At 44.5% G+C, this 14227-nt stretch carries 15 protein-coding genes; 13 read left to right on the top strand and 2 right to left on the bottom strand.

Annotated elements, in window-relative coordinates; translation table 11 throughout:
• Window positions 1-48: 48 nt before the first annotated feature.
• From ftsW to V5G21_RS02805, 3 genes are read left to right on the top strand one after another with little or no spacing between them, the layout of a single operon-like run.
• The gene (gene ftsW / locus V5G21_RS02815; protein WP_011247642.1) at window positions 49-1191 is read left to right on the top strand and encodes a putative lipid II flippase FtsW; all 1143 of its coding nucleotides are present in this window, start codon (window positions 49-51) and stop codon (window positions 1189-1191) included.
• A 13-nt stretch (window positions 1192-1204) separates the two neighbouring features.
• The gene (rodA, locus tag V5G21_RS02810; protein ID WP_011247641.1) at window positions 1205-2365 is read left to right on the top strand and encodes a rod shape-determining protein RodA; all 1161 of its coding nucleotides are present in this window, start codon (window positions 1205-1207) and stop codon (window positions 2363-2365) included.
• A gap of 45 nt (window positions 2366-2410) precedes the next feature.
• A complete protein-coding gene (locus V5G21_RS02805; RefSeq protein WP_095326307.1) occupies window positions 2411-3142 on the top strand; it encodes a pseudouridine synthase in 732 nt (243 codons plus the stop codon).
• A 31-nt stretch (window positions 3143-3173) separates the two neighbouring features.
• Here the strand turns inward: V5G21_RS02805 and V5G21_RS02800 are convergent, their stop codons facing one another.
• Window positions 3174-3392 (bottom strand): DeoR family transcriptional regulator, encoded by a 219-nt coding sequence (locus V5G21_RS02800; RefSeq protein ID WP_011247639.1) that lies wholly within the window; start codon window positions 3390-3392, stop codon window positions 3174-3176.
• A 292-nt stretch (window positions 3393-3684) separates the two neighbouring features.
• Between V5G21_RS02800 and fosB the strand changes: the two genes are divergently transcribed.
• The 4 genes from fosB to V5G21_RS02780 all read left to right on the top strand — a co-directional run bounded on the left by fosB (window position 3685) and on the right by V5G21_RS02780 (window position 6640).
• Window positions 3685-4125 carry a metallothiol transferase FosB gene (gene fosB / locus V5G21_RS02795; protein WP_011247638.1) on the top strand — a complete coding sequence of 147 codons (441 nt, stop codon included), beginning with the start codon at window positions 3685-3687 and terminating at the stop codon, window positions 4123-4125.
• A 288-nt stretch (window positions 4126-4413) separates the two neighbouring features.
• Complete coding sequence (locus V5G21_RS02790; protein WP_179291628.1) at window positions 4414-5238, top strand: SDR family oxidoreductase; 825 nt, start codon at window positions 4414-4416, stop codon at window positions 5236-5238.
• 52 nt (window positions 5239-5290) lie between these two features.
• Window positions 5291-5608, top strand: a complete 318-nt coding sequence (locus V5G21_RS02785) for a MerR family transcriptional regulator (RefSeq protein WP_244835517.1) — start codon at window positions 5291-5293, stop codon at window positions 5606-5608.
• A 153-nt stretch (window positions 5609-5761) separates the two neighbouring features.
• Window positions 5762-6640 (top strand): AraC family transcriptional regulator, encoded by an 879-nt coding sequence (locus tag V5G21_RS02780; protein ID WP_095317226.1) that lies wholly within the window; start codon window positions 5762-5764, stop codon window positions 6638-6640.
• Window positions 6641-6809: 169 nt separating this feature from the next.
• Here the strand turns inward: V5G21_RS02780 and cysK are convergent, their stop codons facing one another.
• Window positions 6810-7742 (bottom strand): cysteine synthase A, encoded by a 933-nt coding sequence (gene cysK / locus V5G21_RS02775; RefSeq protein ID WP_095255169.1) that lies wholly within the window; start codon window positions 7740-7742, stop codon window positions 6810-6812.
• Between the two features lie 83 nt (window positions 7743-7825).
• Here cysK and thpR point away from each other — a divergent pair, with 83 nt between their 5' ends.
• From thpR to V5G21_RS02745, 6 genes are all read left to right on the top strand, one after another.
• The gene (gene thpR, locus V5G21_RS02770) at window positions 7826-8386 is read left to right on the top strand and encodes an RNA 2',3'-cyclic phosphodiesterase (protein ID WP_095255168.1); all 561 of its coding nucleotides are present in this window, start codon (window positions 7826-7828) and stop codon (window positions 8384-8386) included.
• On the top strand, window positions 8383-8787 hold the full coding sequence (locus V5G21_RS02765) for a CidA/LrgA family holin-like protein (protein ID WP_011247632.1): 405 nt from the start codon (window positions 8383-8385) through the stop codon (window positions 8785-8787). Before thpR ends, V5G21_RS02765 begins: the two co-directional genes overlap by 4 nt.
• Window positions 8753-9457: an LrgB family protein gene (locus tag V5G21_RS02760; protein WP_011247631.1), complete on the top strand. Its 705-nt coding sequence runs from the start codon at window positions 8753-8755 to the stop codon at window positions 9455-9457. The genes V5G21_RS02765 and V5G21_RS02760 overlap by 35 nt, the downstream gene beginning before the upstream one ends.
• A 222-nt stretch (window positions 9458-9679) precedes the next feature.
• On the top strand, window positions 9680-11623 hold the full coding sequence (locus tag V5G21_RS02755; protein WP_212929751.1) for a sigma-54-dependent Fis family transcriptional regulator: 1944 nt from the start codon (window positions 9680-9682) through the stop codon (window positions 11621-11623).
• 268 nt (window positions 11624-11891) lie between these two features.
• Window positions 11892-13244: a dihydrolipoyl dehydrogenase gene (gene lpdA / locus V5G21_RS02750; protein ID WP_338465201.1), complete on the top strand. Its 1353-nt coding sequence runs from the start codon at window positions 11892-11894 to the stop codon at window positions 13242-13244.
• 27 nt (window positions 13245-13271) lie between these two features.
• Window positions 13272-14219 (top strand): thiamine pyrophosphate-dependent dehydrogenase E1 component subunit alpha, encoded by a 948-nt coding sequence (locus V5G21_RS02745; protein ID WP_338465200.1) that lies wholly within the window; start codon window positions 13272-13274, stop codon window positions 14217-14219.
• Window positions 14220-14227 lie beyond the last annotated feature (8 nt).

Raw genomic sequence — 14227 nt, 5'->3', positions numbered from 1 at the left:
TTTTGCGCGGGCCGCTGCCACGTTTAAAAGGCCCATAGGAGGACTAAAGTGAACTATTCCTTTCGCAAAGACAATGATTGGGTATTGATTGGAGCAACGGTTGCACTGACATTGTTTGGCTTATTAATGGTATACAGCGCTAGTTATGTGGAAGGTTATTTTTTGGAAACGCCGAATCCATATTACTATGTAACGAGGCAAGCGGTTTGGCTTGTCCTTGCCATCGCAGTGTTTTTGTTTGTGATGCATTTTCAATACCGACATTATAAAAAATTAACGCCTGCCATTGTGGTTCTAGCGCTCTGTTTGCTTGTGCTTGTATTAGTAATCGGCGGAGGCAGCGAAGTCGGTGCGACACGGTGGATTCGCATTGGACCGATGAATTTGCAGCCTTCGGAGTTTGTGAAAATCGGAATGGCGATTTATCTTGCCCAAGTGTATTCGCAAAAACAAGCCTATATTAATGACTTTGTCAGGGGGATTTTGCCGCCGCTTATTATTGTCGGCGTTGCGTTTGCCCTCATTATGCGCCAACCTGACCTTGGGACAGGCACGTCGATATTGATGACAGCCATTCTTATGGTGTTCGTATCAGGGGCAAGATGGAAGCATTTAATTGGCCTTGGGTTAGTGGGCGCTACGGTATTTGCTGCACTGGCGATTTTTGAACCGTATCGTCTTGAGCGCCTTACGTCGTTTGTCAATCCGTTTGCAAGCCCGGATGATAGCGGCTTTCAGCTTATTAACGGCTATCTGGCTATTTCAAATGGAGGCGTTGCTGGCCTTGGGCTAGGGCAAAGCCTGCAAAAAATGCGGATGCTTCCAGAAGGACATACCGATTTTATTTTAGCGGTCATTTCTGAAGAGTTGGGGCTTCTTGGCCTTGTGTTTATATTTGGTTGTTATGCGATCATCTTGTTTCGTGGGATTTCGATTGGCGCCAAATGCAAAAATCCGTTTGGCAGTTTGCTCGCCTTTGGGATTGTGTTTCAGCTTGCGATTCAAATCATCTTTAATGTCGGAGCTGTTTCCGGCATGCTTCCGATTACAGGCATCACATTGCCTCTTGTATCATACGGGGGGACATCGCTGCTCATTACTCTTGTGGCGATCGCGATTTTGGCGAACATCCATCAAACCAACATGAGACAAGCACGCAAACAAGCTTCAGACGAATCGCTATCAGCATAGATGGAGGCTATCAATGGAACGAAAACATACGGGGATTGATTATACGCTGTTGTTTCTGCTGTTTTTGCTTATGTGCGTCAGCTTAGTAGCAATTTACAGCGGGGCGGGGCAGTATTTTTCCGATGACCCCACTTATTTCGTCGTTAGACAATTAATATGGTACGGTATTGGTGCGGTCGTTATTGTCGCCGTGATGTTGGTTGACTTTGACTTATTTCGAAACTTCTCCATTCCTGTTTATGCAATAGGGATGGTTTTGCTTTTGGCCGTCGAGTTTTTTGGAGAAGAACGGAATGGCGCCCAACGCTGGGTTTTTGGTATTCAGCCATCCGAGTTTATGAAGATTTTTCTCATATTGGCACTCGCTCATTTATTATACAAGCTGACAAAGGATAAGCAAAAGCGGACTTTCAAAGAAGACATGGTCGTGCTTGGAAAAATATTGCTTGTCAGCTTACCGCCGTTTTTCCTTATTCTAAAACAACCTGACCTCGGTACAGCGCTTGTAATTGGGTCCGTAATTGCAACGATGTTGTTAATGTCAGGCATACGGTGGCGGATTTTGTTGTCACTTGTTGGGATTGCGGTTTTAGGTATTGCCTTTCTCGTGTACATGCATGAAGCTCATTTTGAGTTTTTTAGCGAATATTTGATTGAGCCTCACCAGCTTGACCGGATTTATGGCTGGCTCGATCCAGACAGTGACACGAGTGGGATTGGCTATCAATTAAACCAGGCGATCCTCGGGATTGGTTCAGGCCAATTGTTTGGCGCTGGTTTTCTGGAAGGCATGCAGACGCAAAGCGATGTGATCCCTGAGATTCATACGGACTTTGTGTTTACGGTAATTGGCGAGGAATTCGGCTTTTTAGGGGCAATGGTTTTGCTCGTTATTTACTTTTTGTTGTTTTACCGCATGATTATGATATCGCTGACGTGCAACAACCTCTATGGCTCTTACTTAGTAGCGGGCGTTGTTGGCCTGCTCGTTTTTCAAGTGTTTCAAAACATTGCCATGACGATTGGCCTTATGCCGATTACGGGACTTGCTTTGCCATTCATTAGCTATGGCGGAAGCGCATTGCTAACGAATATGATGGCGATTGGCATCGTTCTAAATGTCCATTATCGTACGAAAAATTACATGTTTACAAGTGAAGACACATTTAGCTGAAACCACGTTGTTTCAGCTTTTTCTTAAAGTGAGGGGGCCTTTTCGATGAGGCTTGATAAAATGCTAGCCAATGCCGGGTATGGCACGAGGAACGAAGTGAAAAAAGCACTCAAACAAGGAGTGGTTGAAGTCGACGGTGCTGTTGTGAAAGACGGGAAGCTCCACGTGCAACCAGAGCGACAATCTGTTTGCTATGCAGGCACCCCTGTCCGTTACAAAGCTGAACTTTATTTAATGCTCAACAAACCAGCGGGCGTTGTGACAGCGACAGAAGATGCGAGGCAGAAAACGGTTCTTGATTTAATGAAAAATGAATGGGGACATATGAAGCCGTTTCCAGTCGGAAGGTTAGATAAAGATACAACCGGATTATTGTTGTTAACAACAGACGGTGCCTTTTCCCATGAGCTTATGGCTCCGAAAAAACATATTGCTAAAGAGTACCGTGCTTTAGTTGAAGGTAAAGTGACACAAGCAGACGTGGAAGCATTCAAAAACGGTGTCGTTCTTGATGACGGCTACTGCACAAAGCCAGCCCAACTAGAAATTGAAGAATCTGGCCCTTTGTCTGCGATATCGTTAGAACTGACAGAAGGAAAATTCCACCAAGTGAAACGCATGTTTGCAGCAGTTGGCAAAAAAGTCATCAAACTGGAGCGAATACGGATTGGCAGTTTGTTGCTTGACTCAAGTTTGTCAAAAGGTGGTTATCGTGAGCTAACGCCAGCAGAAATACAGCTGGCGAAAACCCCGTATATAAAAAAGAAAAGCCTTTGAAACCATGGTTTCAAAGGCTTTTTCCCTCATATTAGGACACTTTTGTTTTTTTACTAGTTGCTTTCCATTTACCCCTGGCAGAACTTGTGACTAAATTATTGTACTCCAATACATTTAAATCTCGCTGCACAGTGCGCTGTGTGATGCCGAACTCTTCAACTAATTCATTCGTCGTGACAGTTCCCTTCTGTTTGATGTACAAGTAGATGGACTTAATTCGAGTCAGCATACGATCAGTTGAAGTTTGCAAAAAACCACTCCTTCTTCGTCTTCGTCTCCTATACCTTATAGCTATCCTATGCATAAGCGCATCTGGCAGAACCGAGATTCGTCGCATAGGGGCGTCAGGTGAGGCGATGGTCCTATGTTTTCGTGCATCTTCCCGTTTGCAAATGGAGGTGCAATTTGGGATACTTCTAGTGTACACGAAAACAAGCGAAAGCGCAAAGAAGAAATCATGTAAATTCTTGGGCATTTACACTGTAAAGACAATGAAAAAAGTGTAAAACCCGAACATTTACAAAGTGAAAAGGGGAAATTTTATGGTAAACGGAATTAACCATATGACGTTTTCAGTAAGCAATATGGATAAAGCGGTTTCTTTTTATAAACATGTCTTCATGGAAGCGCCTCTTGTCTTAGGAGAAAAAACAGCCTATTTTACCATTGGCGGCACTTGGCTTGCGCTTAATTTGCAACCAGACATTGATAGAAAGGAGATCAGGCAGTCGTATACTCATATTGCTTTCTCGATTGAGGAGTCGCAGTTAGACGCTTTTTATACTCGTTTGCTGGAAGCCGGAGCCGATATTCTCCCTGGAAGGAAACGGCAAGTGGAAACTGAAGGGAAATCCATTTATTTCCGCGATCCTGATGGCCATTTGTTGGAAGTCCATACGGGCACACTTGCCGAACGGTTGGCACACTACGAAAAAACTGCGCCTGACATGCTCGTAAACATAGACGAGCAAAATAAGAAGTAGGGAGCTCTCACTGCATACGTTACTTACATGTCTCTAAAAATAACTGGTTTTAGTTTTGCGAAGCCATTCAATATATGAACCGCCCGCTTTGTCTTACTACAAATCACACATGTCTGTCCCCTCCTTACCGTTTGGGGTAACAAGCTACGCATAACCATTCATTGCAAGCGTGATGGAGCCCGAGAAAAGCTTTCCCATTCTGGATGTTATCCTCTCACATTTTATGTCTTGCTATAGAGTAAACTCTAGGCACTATACTAAAAACATCCAAAGGAAAGGGAGGATTACATGATGAAAACAATCTTGATTACAGGGACATCTACAGGGATCGGAAAAGCAACGGCCAAGTATTTTGCGGAGCGGGGGTGGAACGTCGCAGCAACGATGCGCTCCCCGGAAAAAGAAACAGAGCTCATCAATTATAACAATGTTTTTATCACCCGTATGGACGTTCAACAGCCTGAAACAATCGATCGAGCGGTAAATGAAGCCATAGAGCGTTTTGGGCAAGTGAATGTACTAATGAACAATGCCGGCTATGGAGCTGTGGGGGTATTTGAGGCTGCTACCGAACAACAGATTCATAACCAGTTTGACGTTAATGTTTTCGGGCTTATGCGCGTAACACAAGCGGTGCTGCCGCATTTCAGGGCAAACCAGAATGGAGTGATTATAAATATTTCTTCTCAAGGCGGAAGAATCACGTTCCCTCTGACCTCTTTATATCATGCAACTAAATTTGCCGTGGAGGGATTCTCCGAATCGTTGTCCTATGAGCTGGCTTCCCAGAATATCCGTGTTAAATTGATCGAGCCAGGTATTGTGAATACTCCATGGTACAGTGCAGCTGTATGTTTGAATCATGAGGCATTGTCAGACTATAATCGTTTTACTGATTTGTTTAATAACCAATTTGAAAAATTCGTTCAAAATAATGCCCATCTTCAGGCCCCACCGGAAGCGGTTGCCGAAACGATTTATAAAGCTGCGATGGACGAAAGCGATCAATTAAGATATCCTGCAGGCAAAGATGCTGAAATCATATTGAAGAAGCGGGCACAATTGAGTGACGAGGAATTCAAGGCGTACGTGAAAAACCAAGTTCTCGGCTAAGGAGGAGGTTCTTATAAAGTATTCAATCGGCCAGGTAGCAGAAGAAACGGGATTGTCCATTCATACTTTGCGTTATTATGAAAAAGAGGGGATTCTCCCTCCTATTAAACGAGATGAATTCGGTGCACGAGTCTTTGATGAGGAAGCCATGGAATGGCTGACGTTCGCATGCTGTTTGCGGGATACGGGGATGACCATTGAAGAAATGAAGGGATTTTCCCAATTAACCCTTCAAGGAGACAAAACCATTCCGGAACGTGTTAAGCTTTTGAACCGGCAGAAGGAGCGTGTCGCGAATCAGGTCAAGCAGCTAATGAAAAATATGTCCATGATTGAGCAAAAGCTTGAAATTTACAGGGAGAAGCTTTAAAGGACCTCTTATAGAGTTTGCTTTTTTTAGGATTCGGCAGAAAAAGACCATATATAACAGCAAGTTTTTTGGACCACCCTACAAAATGGTGCAATAGAAGTCGGAAGGGCGCTTCAGAATCCTGCTATTCTTACCTGAAGGGAGGTTGTTCATGTGGATTGGCTAGCGAATTTGAACAGGGCTTTGCAATACATTGAAGATCATCTTACTGAGGATCTGAATTTGAAGGAGGCCGCTAGGCAAGCTTGTTGTTCAGATTACCATTTTTCGAGAATGTTTTCATTTCTTGCTGGGATTCCGTTATCTGAATACATTCGCCGTAGACGTCTGACACTAGCTGCATTCGAGCTTCAGACTAGCGATTCAAGAGTGATGGATGTGGCGATCAAGTATGGCTACAGCTCAGCGGACGCCTTTTCTAGAGCCTTTCAAGCATTGCATGGGATGTCACCCTCACTGGCAAAGTCCAATGGTCATTTATTAAAGGCTTATCCACGTATGACTTTCCAATTAACCGTTCAGGGAGGAAGCGTCATGCATTATCGTATCGTAGAGAAGGAAGCATTCCGAATCGTCGGTATCACGAAAAGGGTACCTATCCAATTTCACGGCGTCAATTCGGAAATCGAGTCGATGTGGAGCCGTTTAACATCAAAAGATATCGCGCAGCTCAAAGCCCTTTCGAATATCGAACCGCAAGGACTGGTTCAAGCCTCGGTGAATTTTTCGGAGGAGCGGATGGAGGAGAAGGGATTGCTTGATCACTATATCGGTGTGGCAACCAGCAAGGAGTGTCCTAAGCACTTAACGAAGTTGGAGGTTTCAAAAAATACGTGGGCTGTATTCGAAGCGGTCGGCCCTTTTCCAGATACGTTGCAGAACGTCTGGGGCCGTATTTATTCGGAATGGTTTCCTTCTTCCAGCTATGAGTTGGCAAGAGGGCCAGAGATGCTATGGAATGAAAGCAAAGAGTTAACCTCGCCAACGTTTCGAAGTGAAATTTGGATACCTGTCATTCAAAAACAAGTCTGAGCTAATCTGTGAAAAACGCGATTCACGAAGAGGGGCTGTCCCATAAGGTCCATTACATGACCTTATGGGCAGTCTTTTTAGTTATCCTAAGCAGGTGCAACAACATGAGTGAAGTGTACGTAACTGATTAAACTCCGGAAAGTGGGAACACTCTAGTTGATAAGAACCTCTATTCGGATTGATACAGGTCGGTCGATAAATAGCGCTCGCCTGTATCACAGGCGATGGCAACGACGTGATCGCCTTTGTCAAGCGTCTTGGCCATTTCCAGTGCCGCAAAGCAAGCCGCTCCAGAAGAAGGGCCGACAAGAATGCCTTCAAGCCGTGCCAAGTCTTTTGCTGTCTTGTATGCATCTTCATCTTCGATCCGCCTAATCTGGTCATAGATAGCTGTATTTAGGATAGGCGGTACAAATCCAGGGCTTGTGCCGACAAGCTTATGCGGGCCAGGCTTGCCACCTGACAAAACAGGTGATCCAGCTGGCTCCACCACATGAATAAGGGCATCAGGGTAATAGGTTTTAAGCACTTCTCCTGTGCCGGTGATCGTGCCGCCCGTACCAGAGGCTGCGACAAACCCTGAAAGTGTGGCGCCAATTGCATCTAAGTCTTGTTTAATTTCTAAGGCAGTGGTACGGCGGTGGGCATCAGGGTTTGCTTCATTTTCAAATTGCATTGGCATGAAAGAGCCAGGAATGCTTTCGGCAAGCTCCTTGGCTTTTTCGATGGCCCCAGGCATTTTTTTATCGCCTTCCGTTAGCACGACTTCAGCGCCATACGCCTTTAGTAAATTAATCCGTTCTTGGCTCATTGTATCAGGCATGACGAGAATAGCGCGATAGCCCCGGGCCGCAGCATTCATAGCCAAGCCAATCCCAGTATTTCCACTCGTTGGCTCAATAATGGTGGAACCAGGTTGCAAATGGCCATCCTTTTCTGCTTGAATAATCATGGAAAAGGCAGCACGGTCTTTCACGCTGCCGCTCGGGTTATTCATTTCTAATTTTAAATAGACAGATGCGCCTTCACTATCAGGCAGCTTGTTTAAACGGACCAAAGGCGTCTGTCCAATTAAGTCAGCGATATTGTCTACTACTCGCATCAGTAATCACCTCTTTAAAGTTCCATTTATTTAGTTTAACATAAATAAGGCAAGCCAGCTTATTGAACGCTTAGGAGGACAACATGAACGAACTACACTATTTTTTAGCTTTGCCCCTTTCTGACGATATTCAATCGGCCATTTGTTCACATACTCGCCGTTTTGTGCAAGAAGAGCGATTTAAAAAGTGGGTCCATCCGGCTGATTATCATTTAACCTATCATTTTTTTGGTTCCTTACAAGCAAAAAAGTGGGCAGAAACGGAAAAAGAGCTTGCCCGATTGACTGCAACGTTCACGCCGTTTGTGTTGCAGTTTGGCGAATACGGGACATTCGGCAAGGAAGACAGTCCGAGAATTTTTTACATGAAACCTGACCCAATAGAAGATAACCTAGTGCAACAACACGCCCAAGTTGTATCATTATTGGCGCAACTTGGTTATCCAGTCGACAGCCGTCCATTTTCTCCCCATGTTACGATCGCCCGTAAATGGGTTCATAGAAAGCCCTATGTACAGCCGCCATCTCGTTTTCATTACTCAGAAAAAGTGGAGCGCTTGTGTTTGTACAAAACCGTTACTGGACAAACTCCGAAATATGAAGAAGTCTGTTCGTTTCCGTTTTTAGGTAGGGAAGAGCAGTGAAGTGGCTGCGTTTTGTTTTGCAAATTATTGGGCTATTCATCTTTAATCACATTGGCGGTTGGCTTGCTGCTGTTCTCCATCTACCACTATCAGGAAGCCTAGTAGGCATGATGCTCTTGTTTGTGCTCCTTGTGACTGGCGTAGTGAAAAGCAAGTGGCTAGAAGACGGTGCGTTGGCTTTGCTTGCATTTTTACCGCTTTTCTTTGTGCCGACGACTGTCGGGGTTGTCGCTGAGCCTGCTTTGTTTTCAATGCAGGGCTTGTTGTTGGTTGGTGTGACAATCGTAAGTACTTGTGCAGTCATGGTTGTAACTGGTTATGTTGGTCAATTATTAGCAACGAAAGAGGAAAAGGGGGAATCAGCCCGTGCTGAACAATCTGACCACCACCTTGGCCGCTAGCGGGGCTACGCTTATCGTCTTTTTGGCTGCAGTTGCTCTCTATAAACGGAAAAAAACGCTGTTGTTTTTGCCTTTGCTTGTGACAACAGCTATATCGGTTTTATTTTTATTGCTAAGCGGCATTACGTATCAACATTATCAGGAGGCAGTGAGCTGGATATCGTCCTTCCTTGGACCGGCTGTAGTTGCATTAGCCATTCCTTTGTACAGGCAGTTGCCGCTCATAAAGAAATATTTTCGCCCTCTGATCATTAGCATTACAACTGGTGCGCTGTTTGGCGTCGCGAGTGGCTTTATGCTTGGCGCATTAGTTGGATTAAAAATGGCGTTTCTTCAGCCGTTGTTGACGAAGTCCGTCACTGCCCCAGTGGCGATGGATATAATGGCGCTTTTAAATGGAAATATAACACTAGCAGCAATTTTAGTGACAATCGCAGGGCTAACAGGCGCGATTGTTTCAGGCACGTTGTTTAAATGGACTCATATTTCACACTTTATTGGCAAAGGCGTAGCTTTTGGAGCTGGCGCCCATGCAATAGGAACGGCAAAAGCGCTTGAGCATTCTGAAGCAGAAGGGGCCATTTCTTCCATTTCAATGATCGTTTGTGCGATTATCGTTTCGATTGCCGTCCCGGTTGGAGGTACCGTTTTATTGACAATCGGGTGGTAACTAACCTTTGTATACTAGCAGATATTCGATGATGATTCTTTTATATTGAAAGGGGAGCCTAGTAAAAATAACGATAACCAACAAATGATGATGAGTAGATGAAAAGAAAATTTAAGAAAACGCTTCCTTCTTTGTATGACTATTTAGTATGATCGTTTTAGATAACCGTATCTCCAGTTGACGTTCTGGACATGATTTTTTCCATTAAAGGAGGCTACAACAGTGAATCAACAAATGAGCAGAGCAATTTTGAATTCCGATTGGTATAACGGTTCTGTTAAAGCTGCTTGGAGTCGCTATTTAAGGAATGAGGAGATCTTGCAAAGTGAATTGAGAAGTGAGATTGCTCATTCATGGGAAACATCTAAAGATTTAGGGGTTAATCCGTTTCAAAGCCAAATAAACGAAATCATAAACGATCAGACGCTTGCGATTCGATTAAAACATAATAAGCAGTTGTTGTCTTACGCATCCCCTCGCATTCAGCAGCTCCTCGATTTATTTGATGATTCGAAGACGGTCCTATCTATTGCTGATAAAGATGGGACGATTCTGAAATCTGTAGGGGAAAAAAACGTTTTAAAAAGAGCAGAGAAGCGTTATATTTTTGCAGGGGGCACTTGGACCGAGAAGTCTGCAGGCACAAATGCAGTGGGGATGGTTCTGAGAACGAAGCAATCGTCTCAAGTCTTGTTTTCTGAGCATTTTTGTGAAAATGTACATGATTGGTACTGTGTTGCGTTTCCTGTTTTAGCTCCTTTTACGAAAGAATTACTAGGCATTGTGAATCTCGCAGGTAATGCAAGTGATGTTCATCGTCATTCAATTGGTTATGCACTGGCTGAAGCGAAAAATATGGCTCTATCGCTTGAACGCCATTTTTTTGAATATGCTTTACGGCATCACCTATTTTTACACACAGCACTGGAAAAGATGGATCACATCGTGTTGTCCGTAGATTTAAGCGATCAAATTCTCACTCGAAATGAGGGAGCGAATCGAAGCGAACGGTTTCAAAACGAGACGTCCATAGCCAGCTTTCCTGAATTAAAAGCATTAGTGGCTAACGTTCGGACAAATGGCCAGCAAATCGTAAATGAACAAATTCAAGACGGATCAACAAATAAACGCTATCAAGTTTCCATTTACCCTGTCCGTTTTCAAGACCATATTTATGGCGTTGTCATTTTTCTTCAGCAAGATCAGAGAGTAGTGAACAAAAAGAAGCCGTCCCCTAGAAAAGCGACAACGCGTTACAGTTTTTCCAATATGGTCGGTGTGTCCCCAACCTTTCAGTCCCTATTAAAGCAAGCGGAAAAAGCTGCGAGCTTGCAATCTACTATATTGATATCGGGCGAAACGGGGACAGGAAAGGAAGTGTTGGCGCAAGCGATCCACCAGGCGAGTAACCGTGGCGGCAAACCATTTGTAGCGATTAATTGCGGAGCGGTCCCACCGAGCTTGCTTGAAAGTGAGCTTTCTGGTTATGAAGCAGGGGCTTTTACTGGCAGTAAAGCAAAGGGGAGTGCAGGAAAATTTGAACAAGCAAATGGCGGCACCATCTTTTTAGATGAAATTGGCGATATGCCGTTAGATTTACAAGTCCATTTGCTGCGTATTTTAGAAGAACGGGTCGTGACGCGGATTGGTGGCAGCATCCCGATACCTGTTGATGTACGAGTCATATCTGCTACGAATAAAGATTTAAAGGAAGCGGTGCAAAAAGGTACCTTTCGTGAAGATTTGTATTATCGTTTATGTGTCCTGCAAATGGAACTTCCACCATTAAGGGAGCGGAGTGAAGATATACCTGTGCTCATTCAATCTTTCTTGCCTGCTCTTTGTCAGGAATTTGGAAAACAGATGATTAGTTTAACGAGAGAAACGTTAACCATCCTCGAACGTTATCATTGGCCGGGAAACATAAGAGAATTGAAAAATGTACTTCAGCAAGCGATGTTTGTGATGGACGGCGATGTTATCCATCCCCATCATTTACCGGACAGCTTCTATTCACAAACACAAAGTGATGAATATGAAAAACAAAAACTGTTGCGTGCCCTTGAACAGCAGGAAGGCAATGTAACAAAGGCAGCAGCTTCTTTAAATATATCCCGCGCTACCATCTACAGAAGACTAAAAAAATATCGCCTTGAACGCCACTAAGTATAAGCGTAGACAAAGTGACAGTTAAACACTTTGTCTACGCTTTTTTTGTTTCCTGAGACAATGGATACACAACCTGTTTCAGATGATACATATCAATATTCGACAGCAACCGCGAAGATGCGGTAAACACGGGCTCCACATAAGCAAAATAGTTGGCATGGAAATTGCAAGATTAATTGATGAAAAAGTAAGCGCTTGCTTTTAGGGCGGAAAGGAGTGTGGCTTGTCAATCGATTGAATATCAACTAAGAGGAGGGAGAAGGGATTGAAATCATTTGATTTAACCGTTGTCGGTGCGGGTCCCGGAGGTTATGTAGCGGCCATTCGAGCCGCTCAGCTAGGCATGACTGTAGCACTCATTGACCGGGGCAAACCTGGAGGAACTTGTTTGCATAGCGGATGTATTCCTTCCAAGATTATGCTGCAGCACGGGGGACGCCTTGAGGACATTCGACAAGCACAAGAATGGGGGATTGAAACATCTGTAGTCCAAGTAGATGATTCTAAACTGTTTCGGCGACAAAACACCATTATTCAATCATTATCGGCAGGCATTGCCCAATTGCTAAAGAAAAATCGCATTACGTTTTTCCAAGGAGAGGCAACGATAGATGGATCGCAACAGCTCGTTTGTGATGGTCACATCATTCAAAGTGAACATCTATTACTGGCAACAGGGGGAAAACCGTTTATTCCGCCGATTGCGCAACTAGAAACGATTGATTATATGACGACGGATACGTTTTTTCAGCAAACATCGCTGCCAAAATCGCTCGTCATCATTGGAGGGGGTGTGATTGCAGTTGAGCTCGCATTCGCCGTCTCTCCGTTTGGCACAAAAGTGACGATTTTAGAAGTGGCGTCGGATATTTTGCAAACAGAAGATGAACAGGCACGGGCGGTTGTGAAAAAGCAGTTGCAGCAGCGAGGCGTGGAAATCGAGACAAATGTCGTCATTGAAAATGTGGGACAAGGGCTTGTCCGAACGGCAAATGCTGCTTTCCCATTTGAACGGTTGCTAGTGGCGGCGGGAAGGCGTCCTAATACGAAATTAGCGGATGCCCTGCATTTACAAAAAGACGCAAACAATCGTTTCATCGAAGTAAATCCATATTATGAAACGAGTAAAAAGGGCATTTATGCGATTGGTGATGTGATTGGCAAATATGAATTGGCTCATGCAGCGAGTGCGGAAGGCATTGCGGCCGTCGAACATATGGCAGGGATAAAGCAGCAGCCAATTGACGAACTTGGCATCCCCCGCTGTGTTTATACCGATCCTGAAATCGCTTCCTTCGGTTTGAGTGAAAAAGAAGCGAAAGAACGAGGTTACGACGTCAAAGTCTCATTTTCAGCAAATGCCGCGAATGGGAAAGCGCTCGCAGAAGGGGACACATCTGGCTTTGTAAAGCTGATTACAGAGAAAAAATACGGTGAACTGCTCGGTGCAGTGATTGTTGGGAAACATGCAACTGAGCTAATAGGAGAGTTGCTGGCCACCCGAGTATCAGAGGGGACGATTTCAGAATTACAGCAACTGATTCATGCACACCCAACCATTGCTGAAGTCATTGGCGAAAGTGCACAGGCGTTTAGTAAACGAGCCATTCACCAGTAAGAAACTTCATTAGAAGGAGGAGTAAAAATGAAGAAAAAAGAAGCCTTATGGATTTACAAAAAAATGAATGAAATCCGTTTGTTTGAGGAAGAAGTACACCGGAAGTTTGGGGAAGGAATCATTCCAGGTTTTGTTCATTTGTACGCCGGTGAAGAAGCTGTGGCGACAGGTGTTTCGGTTCTATTGGATGAAGAGGATTATATCACAAGTACGCACCGCGGCCACGGCCATGCAATTGCGAAAGGCTGTGATATTAACCGGATGATGGCCGAGATTATGGGAAAAAAAGAGGGACTTGGCGGCGGCAAGGGCGGCTCTATGCACGTGGCGGATGTTGAAAAAGGAATGCTTGGCGCCAATGGCATTGTCGGCGGTGGTTTTGGACTTGCAGCGGGTGCGGCTCTAACGATTAAAACACTTCGGCAGAATCATGTTGCTGTTTGTTTTTTTGGAGATGGAGCATCTAACGAAGGTTTATTTCACGAAGGACTTAACTTAGCGTCGATTTTGAAATTGCCGGTTATCTTTGTTTGTGAGAACAATCAATTTGGCGAGGGAACGCCGTTCCGTTATGCCAGTGCTTCTGAAACGGTCGCAGAACGGGCAGCCGCTTACAATATGCCTGGAGTCCGGGTAGATGGCATGAAAGTAGAGGATGTTTATAACGCGACAAAAGAAGCGATTCGGAGAGCAAAAGCAGGTGAAGGCCCAACGTTAATTGAGTGCGACACCTATCGGCATTACGGGCATTTTGAAGGAGACGAGCAAAAATATAAATCTGAAGCGGATCAAAACCGTGATCGTGATCCCATTCCTGAATTTCGAAAGGTCGCTGTTGAAAAAGGCTGGATGACGAACAAACAAGCGGATGAGATTGAAAAAGAGGCAGCGGAAACGATTAAGAAAGCGAGCGAATTTGCTCAAAAAAGTCCACTTCCTGATGTGGAATCGTTATATACAGATATTTTTGCTTAAGAAGGGGA

Source organism: Shouchella rhizosphaerae, from assembly GCF_036700015.1.
GTDB classification, from domain to species: domain Bacteria; phylum Bacillota; class Bacilli; order Bacillales; family Bacillaceae_D; genus Shouchella; species Shouchella rhizosphaerae.
This window is presented reverse-complemented; position numbering and strand designations above follow the sequence as displayed.